Annotated in this window: 18 protein-coding genes; 14 read left to right on the top strand and 4 right to left on the bottom strand. The window is 37.9% G+C overall.

What is annotated here, in order from left to right; all coding sequences use genetic code 11:
• Positions 1-4 precede the first annotated feature (4 nt).
• Together glmU and HNQ98_RS03705 are read left to right on the top strand one after the other, a co-directional pair.
• A complete protein-coding gene (gene glmU, locus HNQ98_RS03710) occupies positions 5-1,381 on the top strand; it encodes a bifunctional UDP-N-acetylglucosamine diphosphorylase/glucosamine-1-phosphate N-acetyltransferase GlmU (protein WP_014973913.1) in 1,377 nt (458 codons plus the stop codon).
• 131 nt (positions 1,382-1,512) lie between these two features.
• The gene (locus HNQ98_RS03705; protein ID WP_014973914.1) at positions 1,513-2,004 is read left to right on the top strand and encodes a hypothetical protein; all 492 of its coding nucleotides are present in this window, start codon (positions 1,513-1,515) and stop codon (positions 2,002-2,004) included.
• A 9-nt stretch (positions 2,005-2,013) separates the two neighbouring features.
• Here the strand turns inward: HNQ98_RS03705 and HNQ98_RS03700 are convergent, their stop codons facing one another.
• The gene (locus tag HNQ98_RS03700) at positions 2,014-2,271 is read right to left on the bottom strand and encodes a hypothetical protein (protein ID WP_014973915.1); all 258 of its coding nucleotides are present in this window, start codon (positions 2,269-2,271) and stop codon (positions 2,014-2,016) included.
• A 387-nt stretch (positions 2,272-2,658) separates the two neighbouring features.
• Here HNQ98_RS03700 and HNQ98_RS03695 point away from each other — a divergent pair, with 387 nt between their 5' ends.
• The 3 genes from HNQ98_RS03695 to holA are packed head-to-tail and all read left to right on the top strand — an operon-like array spanning position 2,659 to position 6,549.
• A complete protein-coding gene (locus tag HNQ98_RS03695; protein ID WP_014973916.1) occupies positions 2,659-3,294 on the top strand; it encodes a helix-hairpin-helix domain-containing protein in 636 nt (211 codons plus the stop codon).
• Entirely contained in the window at positions 3,294-5,579 is a 2,286-nt protein-coding gene (locus HNQ98_RS03690; RefSeq protein ID WP_014973917.1) for a DNA internalization-related competence protein ComEC/Rec2, read from the top strand. Before HNQ98_RS03695 ends, HNQ98_RS03690 begins: the two co-directional genes overlap by 1 nt.
• Complete coding sequence (holA, locus tag HNQ98_RS03685; protein ID WP_014973918.1) at positions 5,548-6,549, top strand: DNA polymerase III subunit delta; 1,002 nt, start codon at positions 5,548-5,550, stop codon at positions 6,547-6,549. The genes HNQ98_RS03690 and holA overlap by 32 nt, the downstream gene beginning before the upstream one ends.
• Positions 6,550-6,668: 119 nt before the next feature.
• Here the strand turns inward: holA and rpsT are convergent, their stop codons facing one another.
• Entirely contained in the window at positions 6,669-6,920 is a 252-nt protein-coding gene (gene rpsT / locus HNQ98_RS03680; protein ID WP_014973919.1) for a 30S ribosomal protein S20, read from the bottom strand.
• A gap of 49 nt (positions 6,921-6,969) precedes the next feature.
• Positions 6,970-7,239, bottom strand: coding sequence for a 30S ribosomal protein S15 (gene rpsO, locus HNQ98_RS03675; RefSeq protein WP_013103687.1), 270 nt, complete (start codon positions 7,237-7,239; stop codon positions 6,970-6,972).
• Between the two features lie 230 nt (positions 7,240-7,469).
• Between rpsO and gatC the strand changes: the two genes are divergently transcribed.
• The 9 genes from gatC (at position 7,470) to alsS (ending at position 20,542) form a co-directional block, all read left to right on the top strand.
• Positions 7,470-7,778, top strand: coding sequence for an Asp-tRNA(Asn)/Glu-tRNA(Gln) amidotransferase subunit GatC (gene gatC, locus HNQ98_RS03670; protein ID WP_014973920.1), 309 nt, complete (start codon positions 7,470-7,472; stop codon positions 7,776-7,778).
• A gap of 2 nt (positions 7,779-7,780) precedes the next feature.
• Positions 7,781-9,247, top strand: coding sequence for an Asp-tRNA(Asn)/Glu-tRNA(Gln) amidotransferase subunit GatA (gene gatA / locus HNQ98_RS03665; RefSeq protein ID WP_014973921.1), 1,467 nt, complete (start codon positions 7,781-7,783; stop codon positions 9,245-9,247).
• A 17-nt stretch (positions 9,248-9,264) separates the two neighbouring features.
• The gene (gatB, locus tag HNQ98_RS03660) at positions 9,265-10,704 is read left to right on the top strand and encodes an Asp-tRNA(Asn)/Glu-tRNA(Gln) amidotransferase subunit GatB (RefSeq protein WP_014973922.1); all 1,440 of its coding nucleotides are present in this window, start codon (positions 9,265-9,267) and stop codon (positions 10,702-10,704) included.
• Between the two features lie 173 nt (positions 10,705-10,877).
• The gene (locus HNQ98_RS03655; RefSeq protein ID WP_014973923.1) at positions 10,878-11,867 is read left to right on the top strand and encodes a diacylglycerol kinase family lipid kinase; all 990 of its coding nucleotides are present in this window, start codon (positions 10,878-10,880) and stop codon (positions 11,865-11,867) included.
• Positions 11,868-11,944: 77 nt separating this feature from the next.
• Complete coding sequence (gene rlmD, locus HNQ98_RS03650) at positions 11,945-13,339, top strand: 23S rRNA (uracil(1939)-C(5))-methyltransferase RlmD (protein WP_014973924.1); 1,395 nt, start codon at positions 11,945-11,947, stop codon at positions 13,337-13,339.
• Positions 13,340-13,534: 195 nt separating this feature from the next.
• Positions 13,535-15,154, top strand: a complete 1,620-nt coding sequence (gene pyrG, locus HNQ98_RS03645; RefSeq protein WP_014973925.1) for a CTP synthase — start codon at positions 13,535-13,537, stop codon at positions 15,152-15,154.
• A 109-nt stretch (positions 15,155-15,263) separates the two neighbouring features.
• Complete coding sequence (uvrC, locus tag HNQ98_RS03640; RefSeq protein ID WP_014973926.1) at positions 15,264-17,075, top strand: excinuclease ABC subunit UvrC; 1,812 nt, start codon at positions 15,264-15,266, stop codon at positions 17,073-17,075.
• Positions 17,076-17,263: 188 nt separating this feature from the next.
• Complete coding sequence (gene obgE, locus HNQ98_RS03635) at positions 17,264-18,583, top strand: GTPase ObgE (RefSeq protein ID WP_014973927.1); 1,320 nt, start codon at positions 17,264-17,266, stop codon at positions 18,581-18,583.
• Positions 18,584-18,856: 273 nt separating this feature from the next.
• Entirely contained in the window at positions 18,857-20,542 is a 1,686-nt protein-coding gene (gene alsS, locus HNQ98_RS03630) for an acetolactate synthase AlsS (protein WP_014973928.1), read from the top strand.
• 186 nt (positions 20,543-20,728) lie between these two features.
• Here alsS and HNQ98_RS09185 read toward each other — a convergent pair.
• The coding region (locus HNQ98_RS09185) for a hypothetical protein (protein ID WP_221429580.1) at positions 20,729-20,960 on the bottom strand (232 nt) is incomplete at its 5' end.

The following is a 20,960-nucleotide window of genomic DNA, read 5'->3' as shown; positions in this document are numbered from 1 at the left end:
TTTCATGATTGATGAAGTAAATGTTTTAGTATTGGCAGCGGGACATGGTTCTCGTATGAAATCAGTGACACCTAAAGTGTTACATCAGGTAGCTGGTAAAACAATGATCGATTGGGTATTAGATGCAGTCGAACCATTATCCACACGCAGACCGATTACTGTAATTGGTGTGGGTGCAGAAAGTGTTCAAAATCACGTAGGCAAACGCAGTGATTTTGTGCTTCAGTCAGAACAGTTGGGAACTGGTCATGCTGTTCAACAGGCAGAAGAACAATTAGTTGATAGTGAAGGTGTTACCTTGATTATGTCTGGTGATACACCTATGTTTCGTACTGAAACACTAGCAGAATTTATTGCTGAACACAAAAAGTCAAATAATACAGTGACTGTACTAACAGCGATTGCTGATGATCCAACTGGGTATGGTCGAATTGTTCGTTCAGATGATGATACAGTATTAAAAATTGTAGAACAAAAAGATGCCAGTGTAACTGAACGAAGAATTCGTGAAATCAACACTGGGGTTTATATATTTGATAATAAGTTGTTATTTAAGGCTTTAGCAGAAGTTAAAAATGATAATGCGCAGGGTGAGTACTATTTACCAGACACATTGAATATTTTGCGCCAGGCAAATCAGCAAATTGGTGCCCACACATTACAAGATTTTACAGAATCCTTGGGAGTTAATGACCGTGTAGCATTGGCAACAGCTAATCATGTGATGCGGGAAAGAATCAATCATAAGTTAATGCTTGCTGGTGTTGAATTATTGGATCCATTACATACTTATATTGATGCTAATGTTGTGATCGGACAAGATACAGTTGTTGAAGGTGGCGTGACTATTTTGGGACACACTAAAATTGGTGAGAATAGTGTGATTACACAAGGATCAAGAATTTCAGATAGTCTTATAGGTAACATGACAACGATCACATCATCACATATGGAAGCTGCCGTAGTAGCCGATCATGTGACTATTGGACCTTTTGCGCATTTACGTCCAGATGCTGAGTTAGGTAATTACGTTCATGTTGGTAATTTTGTTGAGGTTAAGCAGGCTAAATTAGCGGCTAATACAAAGGCTGGTCATTTGACATATATTGGCAATGCTACGATTGGCGAAGATGTCAATATCGGTGCTGGTACCATATTTGTTAATTATGACGGTGTAAATAAATCAAATACAACGGTTGGCGATCGTGCATTTATTGGTTCTAATACAAAACTGGTAGCACCTGTTCATATTGCGCCTGAGTCCATTACGGCTGCAGGTTCGACGATTACTAATGATGTGCCAGAACATGCAATGGGCATTGCAAGGACACGCCAAACGAATAAAGATGATTTTTGGAAACGTATGCCACATAAAAAATGATGTCAATCTTGACTAATAACAGCACGTTGCTACCAGTTAATTGGTAGCAACGTGCTGTTATAGTTTTTGTATTTTGATGCCAGGTAATATATAGTAAATCATACTTAGAATTCACTGATAAGGACAATTTTATGCAAATTACAGGCGAAAAGGCGCTAACAAATATCTCAGAAAATGGTTACTATAGTGCGATTTATGTTCTTGAGGATGGGACAGAAATTGCATTAGATGAGTTATTTGACGGCTTAGATGAACATATACAAGCTGATACTTTTATGCACCTTGAAGTACAAATTAATGGCGGTATAGAAGAAGATGGGACAACGTTAAGTTTAGAAACTAATGTTATTAATTTGCCATTACGTTATACGAACCAATTAAAAAAGCTTATCTTGACCGAAAAAGAAGACAATGACGTTTATTTATACATGATTGTAGAAAATCCAAATGTCAGTCAGTCGCGATTGAAAATTAGTTTAGCTAGTTCAGTGGCTGCTTATCTTGATGAATCAGATAGCGTCAAAAGTAAAATTTCAAATTGGTTTGATGAACAGCTAGCACATATTGTGACGGTACAACAAGAATTAGAAAAAGAAGAAACCGCAACGGAAACAAAAGAATAAACATTGGGTTTAGTCAATATATTCAATTTTTCCAGTGGTACGTGTTATTTGATTGCCGCTGATGGCGGTAAAATCTAAAACATGCCGTGTGGTTGAGTTTTTTACGCTATTTAATACACCTAGGTCATAGGTATCAATAACATATTCGGCAATGGCTTGTCGAGTATCACCATGAAAGTTAGGTATGTAAAGATCTGCCATAACGGTATGTGTTGGATTGGCTGTACGTCGAATACTATGTTTTTCAAGTTTTGTTAGTTTAATCATATAGTTATTATATCAGCTTTGTGTTAGTGATAGCATCATGTTGATCAATCAAATGATATATATTTGAATAGTTTTTTTCTTAATTATATGCTATACTTGTTTTATGCGATGAGTCGAAGCGCTTGAAAAATTAGCGCCGAAGGCGGCCTGCCGTGTTTAATCACAAATCTCGTATAGATGCAGGTGTTAATGGTGGTTGTGGAACCGCCGTTTTCTCACCATGACTAACAGTGCTTGCACTGCGGTGACGCGACTTTGTTGTTGGCGTGACAACCAATAACCGCCCGTAGAAGCGTATTCTACATGCCGAACTAGCACCTAACTTTTGTTAGGTGCTTTTTAGTGCTGACAAACAAATTATCGTATCATATCATAGAGGTAAATACTATGATGGATACATTTGATGTCATAAAAAATAAATTAGCTGATTATAAGATATTAATAGCTATAGTTTTCGTGATTTTAGTTAGCGGGATTTTTCTTTTAGTGCACACTAGAACAGAAAATACCCCAGTAGCAGCTTATAGTGCCAAGGCTGTGAGTAGTGTTAGCGATACGGTTAGCAGCACGTCATCTACTGTTAAATCAACTACTGCGATTATGGTTGATATTAAAGGTGCTGTTAAGACGCCTGGTGTTTATGATATTATTGATAACCCACGCGTGCAAACTTTGATTGCTAGATCAGGTGGCGTGACTGCACAAGCAGACATAAACCAAGTCAACTTAGCGCAAAAATTGACTGATGGTCAAATGATTTACATACCGGTGAAAGGTGAGCGTTTACCAAATCATTCAACAGCCAATACACCAAATACTAATAGTAATCAGACTCAGGTTAATTTAAACACGGCCACAATTGAGGAATTACAAACTTTAGAGGGTGTTGGCGCAAAAAAAGCTGAACAAATTATTGCTTACCGTGACGAACATGGTGGTTTTAAATCGATTGAAGAAATTAAACAAGTTGCTGGGGTTGGTGATAAACGTTTCGAAGCCATCCAAGATAAAATAACAGTCTAATGCCAGGACGTCATTTATTACTAGTTAGTTTGACGATTGCTGCTATTGGGGCAGTTATTTATCGTATCAATGCCATAACGATAACATTGATGTTGATTTGTGTACTCTTATTAATGATTAATTTTAATCGTTACTTGTTCATTTTGTTATTGAGCTTGGCTGTGCCATTCACGCTATATTTTATATATGATGCGCATGATTTAAAACAACAAATCAGTCAAGTACATCCAGATAAACAACAAATTAATGGCATTATTTTCCCAGATAGCGTCAATATAGATGGGGATAAATTAAAAACAGATGCGCATCTTGAAAACGGTCAAGTTGTCCGATTATATTACACGTTAACTTCTGAAACAGAAAAAAATAATTGGCTATGTGAAACGCACGTTATACGGTTTAGTGCCAGTGCCAAAGTTTCTCGAATAAAACCAGCAACGAATTTCAATCAATTTGATGCTCAAAAATATTATGAAACTAAGCATATAACACATCAAGCGAATGTTGAATTTTTGCATTGTGATAGCGGACAAGCAAAAAATTGGTACCAAAAAATCCGATATCAACTGCATATATGGCATGCGATGAGTTTGCAAAATGCTGAAAAATTACCGCAACCTTTAAGTGACTATGCCCAGGCATTAATTTTGGGAAAAACGCCACAAACGCTGTATGAAAATAATCCTGGTGTCCAGGTATTGGGGCTTATACATTTATTTAGTGTTTCTGGCTTTCATGTTTCATACTTATTGATGCTATTAATGGCTGGTTTTAAACGATTGTATATACCAAAAGAAATTGCTTCAGGTATTGGGGCACTGGCATTAATTATGTATTTCATTTTTGCCGGTGAGCCAGCAGTATTGGTTAGAGCACTAATTGCTGGATTACTACTCATGTTTCAGCAAGCGAGCCATTGTAAAATAAAATCATTCAATATTTGGGCACTGAGTTTATTAGGTAGTTTAATCTATGCACCGGGTATTTTATTAACTTTAGGCGGACAATTATCATTTGCTCTGACTTTTTGTTTATTATTTACACAAAAACTTAATTTTTGGCAGGTCAATTTATTATTGAGTGTTGTCAGCTTTCCCTTAATTGTTGTGCAACAATATCATTGGCATCTCTTACAAACATGCGCTAACTTTGCGGCAATACCGGTGTTTGGTACATTGATTGTACCATGTGTGATGATCGGTTACTTTGGTCAATCAGTTACTGGGGTGGTTTATTGGATGAATGCAACGATTGCTAGCTTTGCCAAAACACTAGATTGGTTGGCAACTTGGCCGGGAGATCTAATTGTAGGTAAAATACCTTGGTTATTTGTTTTGTTATTACTCATAGCAGGCTTGTTGTGTTTTGTAAGAGAAAAGAAAGTCGCCCTTTATTCACGAGTATTATGGCCTACTATATTTGCAATAACTTTGATTTGGACACATTTTCCAGTACATGGTGAACTGACGACATTTGATATTGGGCAGGGGGATGCTGCATTGATTCGAACACCATTTAATCGTACGGTAACACTTATTGACACAGGTGGAAAGGTGACTTTTGGTCAGCAAAAAAATTGGCAGAAGCAACGTTTTACACAAACAAATGGTGAAGCTGTGATAGTTAATTATTTACATAGCTGTGGTATTTCGCGAGTGGACCACTTGGTTTTAACTCATCAGGATTTTGACCATATCGGTGACGCTAAAATTATTTTACAGAAAATGTCAGTTAAATATGTGATTCTGCCTGCAGGTATGATGAAAAAAGAGGCGTATATGCGAGAAATACAACCCTATTTGAAAAAAGCGCAAGTTATTGAAGCAATCGCTGGAACAAAGGTACCCAAATTACCATTACAGATTTTACATCCATTTGTTGCTGGTGAAGCTGATAATGAAAACTCTATTGCTTTGTTTGGTAAGATAGGTGGCAAGCAACTATTTACTGCTGGCGATTTAGATCAAGATGGTGAGGTTGCAATAGCCAATCGTTATCCAAATCTGGTTGTTGATTTAATTAAATTTGGGCACCACGGCTCTAAAACATCGACTAATCCAGAAATTATGAAACGTTGGCACCCACAGATTGGAATTGTATCGGCTGGCCGGCATAATCGTTACAATCACCCCAGTGAGGAAACATTAAAGACTGCTCAAGATAATCAGATTCTTGTCTATAATACACAGGCGCATGGTATGATAAAATATAGTTATTTCAGAGAAAAGGGTCATTTTAAGGTCAAATTAACTGATGAATTTACAACAACTACAGCAGAACATTGATAATAATGCTTTGGCAAATTTTTATGTTGTCATTGGTGATGAAGAAGCATTGATTCAACGCGCACAATCTGCTTTTAAACAGCTTATTTCGGTTGCTGATCAAGATATGAATTATTCACAATTCAATCTTACCAATCAGTCATTAGATGATGTGATAAGCGATGCAATGTCAATGCCTTTTTTTGGTGATCGGCGGGTCATCATTGTTCAAAATCCTGAGTTTTTAACACCAAAGGGGAAATTAACTGAGCATACTCAAGCACAATTTTTGCAGTTACTAGAACGTCCTGTTGCTGAAAATGTTGTGGTATTGTTCATTAATGATTTGAAAGTTGACAAACGTAAAAAAATTACGAAACAGTTACTTAAAGTGGCAGAACATATTGAATTACCTGCCTTAACTGAAAAACAAGCGCAACAAGCAATTATGCAACAATTGAATCAACGTGCCTATAAAATTGATCAAGATGCATTGCAGGAATTAACGTTAAGGACCAACGCTCATTTTACAACTATGCAAAATGAATTACCAAAGTTAATTGCCTATACGGTGGCGAGTAAAAGAATTAATTTAGCAGCTGTAACTGGTTTAGTGCCAAAAACATTGACTTCTAATGTTTTTGATTTAGTAGATGCGGTGATGACCAGAAAAATTAAGTCAGCACTCATGATTTATCGTGATTTATTACAAAATGGGGAAGTGGCTTTACGTATTAATGCAGTTTTGACTGGACAATTTCGTTTGTTGATTCAAGTAGCGGGTCTTTCGGGTACTGAACAAGAAATTGGTAGGCAACTCGGAGTGCACCCATATCGAGTCAAATTAGCAAAGCAAGCATTAAAAAAATATACAGCGAAAGCTTTACGTTCCGGGTATTTAGGCATGGTTGACATTGAAGTTCAGTTGAAATCAACGGCACAAGACCCAGAATTACTTTTTGAACGTTTTATATTAAATGATACGATGTAGTGATAGTGACTATGATAAAAAGCATCTGTGAAGTGAAGAACTTCTCAGGTGCTTTTTTTATCATTCGAGTATAAATAAAAACACGTAGATTATTTAAAAATCTACGTGTTTTTTATTGATTACTTAACGTACTTAGCTAGGCGTGACTTTTCACGTGAAGCCTTGTTCTTCTTAATCAAACCTTTTGAGTAGGCGTGATCAATAGCTGAAGAAGCAGTCTTGTACAATTCTGCCAAGTTGTCTTCACCAGCAGCTGCAGCTTTTTCAAAACGCTTAACAGCTGTACGGTAGGCACTGGCTTGAGGTTCATTACGGTCGTGTTGCTTCTTAGCAAGACGAACACGTTGAATAGCTGATTCAATAACAGGCATATGTCTTTTCTCCTTAAATTTGATACGAGGTTTTCATGTAATCCGAGGATTAACGACGCAAACCTAAGCGTTGGATCAATTCACGATAACGTTGAATATCAGTGTTGCGGAGGTAACGTAACAAGTTACGACGGCTACCAATCTTCTTCATCAATCCACGTTGTGAGTGGAAATCATGCTTGTGAGCTGCCATGTGTGTGTTCAGTTCGTTAATATCAGCAGTTAAAACTGCGATTTGTACTTCAGCTGAACCAGTATCGCCTTCGTGGCGAGCATATTCCGTGATGATTTCGTTCTTACGTTCTTGTGTAAGGGCCATAATCATATCCACCTTTCTAAAATGTCGCCGAGAACTGTGTAAAGCGACGGTGAGACGCTAAACAAAGTGGTCGGTCGCGTTGTTTCTACAACAGGATTAATTATACGCGATTATCATTAAAATGCAAGAGGAGAGATGTAGGGAGTTATGGTAAAATGATTAAGTATAACAAAAAGTTTTAGTTGCAGTAGTAAATAAGAGAACTGAAACACATTTAAAGGAGTAAGTAAATGTCTGAAACAACCATTTCCAAAGAAGAAGTTGCTCATGTTGCTAGTTTAGCTAAGTTAGCATTTAATGACGCTGAACTTGAGCAATTTACAACGCAATTGAGCGATATCTTAAATATCTTTAATACACTTAGTGAAGTGGATACTGACAATGTCGAACCAACTTATTCAGTGACAGAAAATATTAATCATTTACGTGATGATATTGCCGATAATTGGCACCAAAAAGAGGCATTACTGAGCAATGCATCATCATCAGCTGCCGACTTAATTAAGGTACCAGCAATTTTGGATGGTGAGGGAAAGTAATCATGACAATTAATTTTTTTGATAATGATTTGAATTCACTGCACGATAAATTAGTGAATAAAGAAATAACAGTTACTGAGTTAACACAAGCTACATTAGATAATATTGAAAAGACAGATGATCAGCTGAATGCATTTATCACGACAAATGCACAAGAAGCTATGAAAAAGGCCAGTGAGATTGACGAAAAAGGTGAGTTTACGCATGTTTTGTCTGGTTTACCGGTAGCTTTAAAAGATAATTTGTCAACCAAAGGCATCCCAACGACTGGTGCATCACATATTTTGGAAGGTTTCAAGCCAGTTTATGATGCAACAGTTGTTGATAAGCTACAAAATGCGGGTGCGATTTCTGTGGGTAAGGCTAACATGGATGAATTTGCTATGGGTGGTTCTACAGAGACGTCTTATTACAAGCAAACGACTAATGCCTGGGATCACACTAAGGTGCCTGGTGGTTCATCTGGTGGTTCAGCGGCAGCTGTCGCTGGAGGACTAGTTCCATTTGCATTAGGATCAGATACTGGTGGTTCAATCCGACAACCTGCAGCATTTAATGGTATTGTTGGTTTAAAACCAACATATGGTCGCGTTTCCCGTTGGGGGCTCTTTGCTATGGCTTCTTCATTAGATCAAATCGGACCATTTACACGGACTGTAAAAGACAATGCTTTGGTATTAAATACGATTGCTGGTTTTGATGCCAAAGATTCAACGTCATCTAATCGTGATGTACCAGATTTCACTTCTAAGTTATCGGGAGATGTTAAAGGCCTTAAAATTGCCGTACCGAAAGAATATTTTGGCGAAGGTATTGATCCTAAAGTTGCCGCAACGGTGAAAGCTGCTATCGCACAATTAGAGGCGTTAGGTGCCATAGTTGATGAAGTGACTTTACCACATACAAAATATGGTGTGGCTGCTTACTATATTATTATGTCATCCGAAGCCTCATCGAACTTACAACGTTATGACGGTGTGCGTTATGGTTTCCGTGCTGATAATGTTAAAACGCTGGAAGATTTGTACGTTAAAACACGATCAGAAGGTTTTGGAGACGAAGTTAAGCGTCGTATTATGTTAGGAACTTTCTCACTTTCAGCAGGTGCATATGATGCTTTCTTTAAGAAAGCAGCTAAAATCCGTACCTTACTCATTGAGGACTTCAATAAAGTCTTTGAAGATTATGACGTCATTGTGGGACCAACTGCACCAACAGTGGCATATGGATTGGGTGAAGAAATTGATGATCCAACAGCGATGTATTTGGCAGACGTATTGACGATACCGGTGAACTTAGCTGGATTGCCAGGCTTATCAGTCAATGCTGGATTTGTCGATGGCTTGCCAGTTGGCTTGCAAATTATTGGTAAGCCATTTGATGAACAAACAGTTTATCAAACTGGTTTTGCTTACGAACAAGCGAGTCGTCTTTTTGAAAAAAAGCCAGATATTGCTAAAGCATATTAAAAAGGAGGGACACATTAATGGGAACTGGAAATTTTGAAACAACAATTGGGCTTGAAGTCCATGTTGAGATGCAAACAAACTCAAAACTGTTGTCACCTTCACCGGTACATTATGGTGATGAGCCGAATGAAAACACGAACGTCATCGATTTTGGTTATCCTGGTGTTTTGCCAGTAGCCAACAAAGGGGCGTTGGAATATGGTATGCGGGTGGCATTAGCTTTGAATGCGACAGTATCACCTTTTATTCGTTGGGATCGTAAAAATTATTTTTATCCTGATAATCCGAAATCATATCAAACAACACAATCACAAACACCAATTGGAACCAATGGGCACTTGGATGTGACATTGACCGATGGCACAATCAAACGTGTACGGATTAAAGAAATGCACGTGGAAGAAGATGCGGGTAAAAATACCCATGGTGATGATGGCTATTCATATGTTGATTTGAATCGTCAAGGGACTCCCTTGATTGAAATTGTATCAGAACCAGATATTGCTTCACCTGATGAGGCGTATGCTTACTTAGAACAATTACGCCAAGCTATTTTGTTTACAGGTGTGTCTGAAGCTAAGATGCAAGAAGGACAAATGCGTGCTGATGTCAATATTTCAATTCGTCCTTATGGTTCTAACGAATATGGTACGAAGGTAGAAATGAAGAATATTAATTCATTTACCTATGTCCGTAATGCTTTAATTTTTGAAGAGCAACGTCAAGCAGAAGTATTACGTTCAGGTGGCGTTATTCAACAAGAGACGCGTCGTTACAACGAACCAACAAAGTCAACAATGTTGATGCGTGTGAAAGAGGGGGCTGATGACTATCGTTATTTCCCCGAACCTGATTTAGCACCCGTTGTGATTGACCAACAATGGATTTCTGAAGTGGCAGCCGAGTTGCCAAAATCAGCTAGTCAACGTCAAAAAGATTATGTTGATACGCTTGGGATTGCGCCATATGATGCCGAAGTCTTAACACAGACTTTGGCAATGGCTGATTTTTATGATGCCACAGTGGCTGATGGTGCTGATGCTAAGCGCGCAGCCAATTACCTCATTGGGGATGTTAATGCCTACATGAACAAGCATCAAGTCGAACTACAAGAGACAAAATTAACACCAGAACATCTATCAGGAATGATTAAATTAATTGAATCTGGCACAATTTCAACGAAGCAAGCTAAGCAAGTCTTTGAAGCAATCATGACGGGTGAAGAACCTGAAGCTTTTGCTAAGAAAAATGGCTTAGTACAGATTAGTGATCCAACAGTTTTGCTTGGCTGGATCACAGAAGTCTTGGATAATAATCCACAGTCAATTGAAGACTTTAAGGGCGGTAAAGACCGTGCAACTGGTTATTTGATCGGGCAATTGATGAAAATGTCTAAAGGTCAAGCCAACCCTGGTGTTATGAATAAGCTGCTGTTAGAAGAACTCGCAAAACGATAATAATTTTTAATCAGGCTTTGGCCTGTGTACATAGTATGATGAAAGGATAGTGTGCACGGAAACGTGTTGGACAGTGTAATGATTTTAGTGAACAAATAGTTTTTCTAATTGATAATTAGAAAAACTATTTGTTCACTAGTATCTTGCAGACAGCTGTCAGGTCACACTTTAAAATGAAAGCACGAATTATTTATAATCCAACGTCAGGGCGCGAAACGATCAAACGTGAAATGTTAGATATATTACAAGTATACGAACAAGCAGGTTATGAGACGTCCGCTTTTGCTACTACACCAGAACCAATGTCTGCAGCAAAAGAAGCAGCGCGAGCAGCAAAGGTAGGGTTTGATTTGATTGTAGCCGCAGGTGGTGATGGTACAATCAATGAAGTTGTTAATGGATTAGCCCCATTAACTAAAAGACCCATGATGGCTGTTATTCCAGCCGGTACAACCAATGATTATGCCCGTGCTTTAAAATTGCCACGAGATGAACCGTTAGAAGCTGCAAAGGTCATTTTTCAACATGAGACGATCAAGATGGATATTGGTCAAGTGAGCAATCATGATGAAACAAAATATTTTATGAATATTGCAGCGTTGGGAACGATTAGTGAAGTAACTTACACTGTACCTTCTTTAATGAAATCTTTGTATGGTTACGTTGCATATCTAGTGAAGGGTGCAGAATTAATTACGCGTATTAAGCCAGTTAATGCCAAGGTAACGTACGATGATGGCGAATATTCTGGTAAAATATCAATGATTTTTTTGGCGCTAACGAACTCAGTGGGCGGTTTTGAGTCAATCGTTCCTGATGCTAAATTAGATGATGGTAAATTTACACTGTTAATCATTAAAGAGTCGAACTTGGCGCAAATTTTACAAATGATTGCTCAAATGTTAAATGGTGGCAAGCATATTGATAATTCACAAATGATTTACAAAAAAACCAGTAAAGTAGAAATCACACCACTTGATGATGATCAATTGAAAGTCAACTTAGATGGTGAGTATGGTGGCGATGCGCCAATGGTATTTAATGATCTTCAGCAGCATATTGAATTTGTTGCTAATCGATCAGGGATGCCTGAAGCAGCTACTATTTCTACTCAGAAAGCACAACAGTTTGTAAAAGATGTTGAAAAGCTAAATACGAACTAATATTTTAAGTGGGTGTCGAAAAACCCTGAAAGGAAAGTAGTATCACATTAAGTTATTATTGTGATACGCAAAAAATTATGGCAAAAGCTAATCGTGTATACAAAGAGAAGGCACCAGTAGTCAAAAATCAAGAGGTTGAAGCTACTGTCGTGGATATAACCTATCAAGGCATGGGGGTTATCAAAATTGATAACTTTCCTATTTTTGTGGTAGATGCAATTCCTGGTGAAATAGTTAGAGTTGGTATTACAAAAGTATTGAAGAGTTACGCTTTTGGACGTGTATCAAAGCGCATACAATCATCACCTAATCGTGCCGAAAATGTGAATCAAGATGCTATTGCAACTGGTATTGCACCACTAGCTAACTTGAAATACGACGCACAATTAATTTTTAAACAGGAACAGGTTGTGCAATTATTTAAGAAAGTTAATATCGATGTTGATGTAAATGCAACAATTGGTATGGAAAATCCATATAGGTATCGAAATAAGGCACAAGTACCAGTAAAAATGATAAATGGTCGTTTGGAAACTGGTTTTTACCGTCGCGGATCACATAAACTGGTACCAATTGAAGATTTTTATATTCAAGATGAAAAAGTTGATGAAGCAGTGACTGTGACACGAGATATTTTACGTGATTTAGGCATTTCAGCTTATGATGAGACGACTAAAAAAGGTGTTATCCGTCATATTATGGCACGCCGTGGATACTATTCATATGAATTAATGGTAGTTATTGTGACACATAGTAAAAAGTTACCAGAAGCAGAGGCAATTGCTACACAGTTACAGGCAAAACTCCCTGAATTAAAGAGCTTTATCCACAACATTAATCATGAAGACAATAACGTGATTATGGGTGAACAAAATGAGACTATTTGGGGTGCTAATGAAATTCATGACCAATTAATGAGCAAAGATTTTGTTATCGGACCTAATTCGTTTTATCAAGTTAATCCACAAACCATGGCGGTATTGTATTCATTAGCAGCCGAAAAAGCTAATTTGAAGCCAACTGATATTGTGGTGGATGCTTATTCTGGTATTGGAACAATTACTTTATCAATCGCTGACCAGGTGAAGAAAGTTTATGGTGTTGAGGTTGTGGCAGATGCTGTAGCTGATGCCAAAAAGAATGCTAAGAATAATCATGTTGATAATGTTGAATTTGTCACAGCAGATGCACCCGAACAAATGGAAAAATGGGCAACAGAAGGTCTAAAACCAAATGTTGTTTTTGTTGATCCACCACGAAAGGGATTGACAGCAGAACTGATTTCAGCAGTGAGTGCGATGAAACCTGAGACTTTTGTTTATATTAGTTGTAATCCAGCGACATTAGCACGTGATGCGGTTCAAATTTTGGACGAAGGGTTTGAAATTGATGGTCCTGTACAACCTATTGACCAATTCCCTCAAACAACGCATGTTGAAGCTATTACAGTATTTAAGCGTGTTAACAAGTAGTCATGTTTTGGGACTTATTGTGTAACAACTTAAATAAATATTTGACAAATATAGGTTAACTCTGTATTATATATTAGGGCTCCCATTTATTGGGACAGACGTTAAAAGCTCCCAAGGTAATCTTGGGGGCTTTTCTATTTTATTTTTACCCCTGAAACGTTGTGCGCGCATCGCGCTGAATCATGAGGAGGCATCATGACAGATAAACAAGTCAAATACATTTTCGTTACCGGTGGCGTTGTGTCATCTCTTGGCAAAGGGATTGTAGCAGCATCACTTGGTCGTTTGCTTAAGAATCGTGGCTTAAAGCTCGCAATTCAAAAGTTGGATCCTTATATTAATATTGATCCAGGTACGATGTCACCTTACCAACACGGTGAAACCTTTGTGACAGGTGATGGCCTGGAAACAGATTTGGATATGGGACATTACGAGCGGTTCATGGATATCAATACTAACATGTATTCCAATGTGACTACTGGTCGTATTTATTCTGAGGTTCTAGCAAAAGAACGTCGTGGTGATTATAATGGTGGTACAGTTCAAGTCATTCCGCATATCACTGATGCTATCAAAGATAAGATGAAAAAAGCTGCGGAATCAACAGATGCTGATGTGGTTATTGTTGAAGTTGGTGGTACTGTTGGTGATATTGAAAGTTTGCCATTTATTGAAGCATTACGCCAAATGAAATCAGATTTAGGCAGTGAAAATGTTTTTTACATTCATACGAGTTTGATTGTTTACTTAACAGCTGCTGGTGAAGCTAAAACAAAGCCAACACAACATTCGGTGGCGCAGTTACGATCATTAGGTATTCAACCTGATATGATTGTTCTACGGACATCAGAACCACTTGAAGACAGTTTGAAAAAGAAGATCTCAACATTTACAGATGTTAAGGCAGATGCCGTAGTCGAATCTCGTGATGTCGAAACATTATATGAAATTCCTTTGAATTTACAGGCGCAGGGAATGGATGATGTTGTTCTAAATAAACTACAAGTTGATGCACCAAAAGCTGATATGGATAATTGGGCTAAGATGGTTGAAAATATCAAACACCCTCAGCAATCAGTTAATATCGCGATAGTTGGTAAATATACTGACTTGCCAGACGCTTATATTTCGGTAAATGAAGCTTTGAAACATGCTGGTTATGCGAAGAAAGCTGATGTTCATATTAAGCACATTAAGTCCGAAACTGTAACATCAGAAAATGTTGAAGAGTTGTTGGCGGACGTTGATGGTATTATGATTCCTGGTGGCTTTGGTCCCCGCGGTACGGAAGGTAAAATTGCAGCTATCCGCTATGCTCGTGAGTCAAATATTCCATTCCTAGGTGTTTGCTTGGGCATGCAGTTAGCATCAGTTGAATTTGCACGTCATGTTTTGGGTTATCAAGATGCAAACTCAACTGAATTAGATCCAAAAACAACTGCACCCATTATTGATTTGATGAAAGATCAAGAAAATATTGAAAACTTGGGTGGCACATTACGTCTTGGCTTGTATCCTGCTAAGTTGGTGCCAAACACATTGACGGCTAAGGCTTATGATGATGTTGATGAGATTCAACAACGTCATCGTCATCGCTACGAATTCAATACACGTTATCGTGCGGAATTTGAACAAGCAGGTATGGTATTTGCAGCGACATCACCAGATGATCGTTTGATGGAAGTGATTGAATATTCGAAAAATGATTTCTTTGTAGCAGCACAGTACCATCCAGAATTCTTATCACGCCCTGAACGACCAGAAGGTTTGTATCGTGATTTTGTAGCAGCAGCACTGCAACAAAGCAAAGGTTAATACATGACTAAATGTTTAAATCATTCATTTAGTAGAATGATAAGTAGGAACACGCGAACGCGTGTTTTTATTTTGCCAAAAAGTATACAAGGCTTGGTATAATAAAACTATGTTAGCAAATCCCTCGAAACACATCGAACAAAAACTCACGTTACTGCCAGCAGAACCTGGGTCATATCAAATGAAGGATAAAAACGATAAAATTATTTATGTTGGTAAAGCTAAAAATCTAAAGAATCGTGTACGTTCTTACTTCAAGCAAGATCATGATGGCAAGACAGCCGAGCTAGTCCAAAATATTGTTGATTTTGATTTTATTGTTACTAATTCTGATAAAGAAGCTTTTTTGTTAGAAAATGAGTTGATTAAAAAGTATAAACCATATTACAATATTCGACTAAAATATGGTACAGGCTATCCTTATATTAAAATTAGCAAAGAACGTGATCCAAAAATGTCGCTAGTCAATGAAGTGAAAAAAGATGGCGGCTTTTATTTTGGTCCGTATCCAAACGTTTACGCTGCACAAGAAACCTTGCGTTTTTTAGAAAAAAATTATCCTTTACGTCGTTGTAATGGTTATCAAGGACGCCCTTGTTTATATTACAATATGGGTCAGTGTTTAGGACCATGTTGGCACGAAGTGTCGGCCAGTGAGTATCAAACACAAATTGAGCGGATTAAGCGCTTTTTAGACGGGGATACTGCCACTGTTAAACGTTCAATAAATGAAAAAATGAAAATTGCTGCAGATACATTAGAATTTGAACGTGCTGCTGATTTGAGAGATCAATTGAAATATATTGATGAAACTGTTGAAAGTCAACGTGTGTTGTCTAAAGATACAACGCCACGTGATTTATTCAATTATTATTTGGATAAAGGGTGGATGACTGTTGAAGTATTCTTCTTACGTCAAGCTCGATTAATTCGCCAATTCAAGCGTACTTTTTCTGTTGTTGGCGAAGCTGAAGAAGAAGTCCTCAGCTTTATCCAACAATTTTATTTACAGCGTAATATTCAAAAACCACGTGAGGTTCTCGTACCTAAAGGCATTGATACCATAGCATTATCTGAGGTGTTATCAGTACCTGTACGGACACCGATTAGAGGAGAAAAACGTGATTTATTAGATTTAGCAGGTAAGAATGCTAGAATTGCATTGGAAGAAAAATTTCGATTAATGCAATTAAACGAGAAAAAAACAACCGGCGCAATGGCTGAAATTACAAATGCATTAAATCTACCATTGGGGCATCGCATTGAAGCATTTGATCATTCGCATACACAAGGCGTTGAGATTGTTAGCGCAATGGTCGTTTTCGATGATGGTGTACCGAATAAGGATTTATATCGAAAATATAAAATTAAGTCAGTTGATCATGCCGATGAATGGTCAGAAACACAAGAAGTTATCCGTCGACGTTATGGTCGCCTGCTTAAAGAGGGTGGCACGATGCCTGATTTGATTCTGATGGATGGTGGTGAGATACAATTACATGCTGCCAAAGAAGTACTAGAAGATGAATTAGGTATGACAAATGTGCCAATCGCAGCGATGGTTAAAAATGACAAACACAAGACGGCTGATTTAATTGATGGTAAAACTGAGCAAATTGTAACGTTAGATAAGCAATCAGAAGGTTTCTTTTTAGTTCAGCGTGTGCAAGAAGAAGTGCACCGATTTGCGATTAATTTTCATCGGCAATTACGTAGTAAGAATTCACTGGCTTCACGTTTAGATACAATTGACGGTGTTGGACCAAAAACACGACAAAAGTTATTACGTGAATTTGGGTCATTACCAAAAATTGCAGCAGCGAGTGTTAAAGAATTAGAAGCCATTGGGATTAATGAAAAACTAGCACGTGTGATCCATATGAGTTTACAAACTGGATCAGGACTCAAGGCTGAAATATAGCAGTTATTCGCACTAAAGTTTGTTTTATGTTAAACTAGAGTGTTAATTATCGCAAGCTCATGAATTATAGGCAGACAAGGAGAAAAGGCACGAGTTGGGAAAAATCAATGTTCCGTATTGAATAGTTTAATGACTATTTACTGAGATTAGGAACCTCTTAATGACTTTTCTTGCGTGCTCTAAACAATATGGCATTTGTAGATCAAGCAGAAATTGAAGTAAAAGCTGGAAAAGGTGGCGACGGCATCGTTTCGTTTCGTCACGAAAAATTCGAACCAATGGGTGGTCCCTTTGGCGGTGATGGTGGTCACGGTGGATCCATTATTTTTAAAGTTGATGAAGGATTACGTACCTTGATGGACTTTCGTTATAATCGCCATTTTAAAGCACAACCAGGTGGTAATGGTGGCACAAAAGGGATGACTGGTGCCTCGTCTGACGACCGTTATATTAAAGTGCCACAAGGCACGACAGTAAGTAACATTGATACGGGTGAAGTTTTAGGTGATTTATTAGAGAATGGGCAAGAACTCGTTGTAGCTCGTGGCGGTCGTGGCGGTCGTGGTAATATTCATTTTGCGACGTCGGCTAACCCTGCGCCTGAACTTTCTGAAAACGGAGAACCAGGTGAGCTACGTAATTTGAAATTAGAACTGAAAGTACTGGCTGATGTTGGATTAGTTGGATTTCCATCAGCTGGAAAGTCTACTTTATTGTCAGTTGTTTCAAATGCAAAACCAAAGATAGCAGCTTATCATTTTACAACTTTAGCACCAAATATTGGGATGGTACGTTTAGATGATGGGCGAGACTTCGTCATGGCTGACTTACCCGGATTAATCGAAGGGGCTTCTGAAGGGATTGGCTTAGGTTTCCGATTTTTACGACATGTGGAACGAACAAAGGTTATTTTACATTTAGTTGATATGTCAGGTATTGAAGGAACAGATCCTTATACACAATATCGTAAAATCTTAACAGAATTACAACAATATGATGAAACCATTCTTAATCGTCCACAAATTGTGGTACCAACAAAAATGGATATGCCAGATTCAGCTGAGAATTTGATTGAGTTTAGAGAAAAAGTAGCAGCTGATTCAGGCTTATTAGAGACACCAACTATTCTGCCGATTTCTGCACTAACACGTGATCATGTGAAAGAATTAATGACTTTAACAGCGGAAATGCTTGAAAAAGCTCCATCTCCTGAAAGTTATCGTCCAGCAATTGAAGTTGATGAGACAGAAAAGACTTATGACTTTAAGCCAGAAAAGCATGATTTCACAATTAATTGGTCAGCAGAGGATGAACAGTGGGTCGTTGGCGGTGATGAAGTTGAGAAGCTATTCTTGATGACTAATATTCAGCGGGATGCTACAATTATGCGTTTTGGACGTCAATTACGTCATATGGGCGTTGATGATGCCTTACGTAAGGCTGGCGCTAAAGATGGTGATGATGTTCGTATTAATGATTCTGACTTTGTTTTTGAGTTCAGTGACTAATTAAAAAATTAATAGATGATAGATAACCAGTTATTTATGAGCTGGTTTTTTTGTGCAAAAATAACATTGTGAATCTACAAACGTTGATATAAAGATAAACTTCACAATCTTTCACTCACAATTTATTATATAAAAGTGCTATGATATGGTTATTAACAAATGATGGAGGAAACGAGTGTCACCACGCTGGTTATCTTGTGATATTTAACTATTGGTATATTTTGTTGGATCACATCGTAAATTTTAACGGCGCAGCGCTCACTCTCAAGTAATATGTCAGAACAAAAATATGGTTCAGATCTCGTTGTCGATAGTCTAACAAATCAAGGCGTTAATTTACTTTTTGGTATTCCAGGTGCTAAAATTGATCGTTTATTTGAAACATTAGAACATCCATCTACAGGTCAGAAGGTACCAAAATTAATTGTGACGCGTCATGAACAAAATGCAGCCTTCATGGCGCAAGCATTTGCTAGAATCACTGGAAAAACTGGTGTAGTGGTCGTTACTTCTGGCCCTGGTGTTGGTAATTTGGTTACAGGATTAATGACAGCTAATGCTGAAAGTGATCCTGTGGTTGCCATTGGTGGTCAAGTACAGCGTAAAGATTTATATCGCTTGACTCACCAATCAACAAATTCAGTAGCACTATTTAATTCAATTACTAAGTACAGTTCAGAAATTCAAGATCCTAATAATATATCTGAAATTATAGCTAATGCATTCGCTGCCGCTAATGGCGCTAAAAAAGGCGCTGCTTTTGTGTCATTACCACAAGATGTTGACGACGCGCCAGTATCAATTAATGCGTTACCAAAAGTACATCAAGCCAAGTCAGGTCCTGCTGCACTAGCGGATTTATCATGGTTAGCAGAGCAAATACGTCAGGCTAAACTACCAGTGTTGCTTGTTGGGTCGCGTGGATCCGATGATGCCACTGTAGCGGCATTACATCAGTTACTTGAACAAACAACCTTACCTGTTGTGGAAACGTTCCAGGGCGCTGGCGTGATTTCACGTGAGTTGGAAGCTGACACTTTCTTTGGTCGGATTGGTCTATTTCGAAATCAAGTTGGTGATCGATTATTGCAACAATCTGACCTAGTAATTACAATCGGTTATGATGCTATCGAATATGAACCACGTAACTGGAATAAAGAAAATGTTCTTAATATTGTTGCTTTAGATACAACTCATGTACAAATTGATAATAATTTTGTACCGCAACGCCAATTGATTGGTGATTTAGCGCAGAGTTTGTCTATTCTGACAGACAACATCAAAGGATATGTTTTGCCAGATGACAGTCAAGCAACTCTGAAATTATTGAAAGCTGATTTGCGTGCTTCTGATGAGCCAACTTATACGCCTGCAGAAGGGAATTTGAATCATCCATTGGATGTTATTCAATCAATCCAAAATCATGTTACTGATGATATGACAGTTTCCACAGATATTGGCTCACACTATATTTGGATGGCACGTCATTTTAAATCTTACGTTCCTCGCCATTTCTTAATTTCTAATGGTATGCAAACATTGGGCGTTGGGTTACCATGGGCGATGACTGCTGCGATGGTACGGCCAAATGTTAAATCTGTTTCGGTTTCTGGTGATGGTGGTTTCTTCTTTTCAGCTATGGAACTGGAAACGGCAGTACGTTTGAATTTAAATACAGTGCATATTGTTTGGAATGATAATGCCCATTATGACATGGTCAAATTCCAAGAAGAGATGAAGTATGACGGTCAATCCGCCGGTGTTGATTTTGGCAATATCGATATTGTTAAATATGCGGATAGTTTTGGTGCTAAAGGGTTACGCGTGACGAGACCAGATGAACTAGATGCCGTATTGGATGAAGCTTTTGCCACGCAAGGTCCAGTAGTTGTTGATATTCCGGTTGACTATTCTCATAACTATGAATTAGGTTCACAATTAATTCAACCTGAAGGATAAACGTTGATATATCAGTGTTTATAAGTATTTATAATATATTTTAAAAATTGTCTATTTTCTCACTTGGGGACATTTGGGGACTTGACGTTTAAAAAATTAAGAGCAAGCTCTCGTTGAGACTGCTCTTTTTCTTTTAGCAGATGCGCATACACATCTAAAGTAACACGGGTATTTTTGTGCCCGCTTTTACCCTGAAAAATGTGTAATAATAATATTATTGAAATAATCAAGCCAACGCGCTTGGTTATTTTTTTGCAGAAAAATAGCTGCATAAAACTGTTGTGCTTGTATAGCAAGCAATTTAATATAATTTGGAGGACTATGTAAAACTACTACAAGGTGAAACGTTGGAAGAAATGGCAAAGCTGCCTGATAAGAGTGTGGACATGATATTATGTGATCTACCTTATGGCACGAC

The sequence above is a fragment of the Leuconostoc carnosum genome, assembly GCF_014207505.1.
GTDB classification, from domain to species: domain Bacteria; phylum Bacillota; class Bacilli; order Lactobacillales; family Lactobacillaceae; genus Leuconostoc; species Leuconostoc carnosum.
The sequence above is the reverse complement of the archived record's forward strand: the minus strand, read 5'-3'. Positions and strand labels throughout refer to the sequence as shown.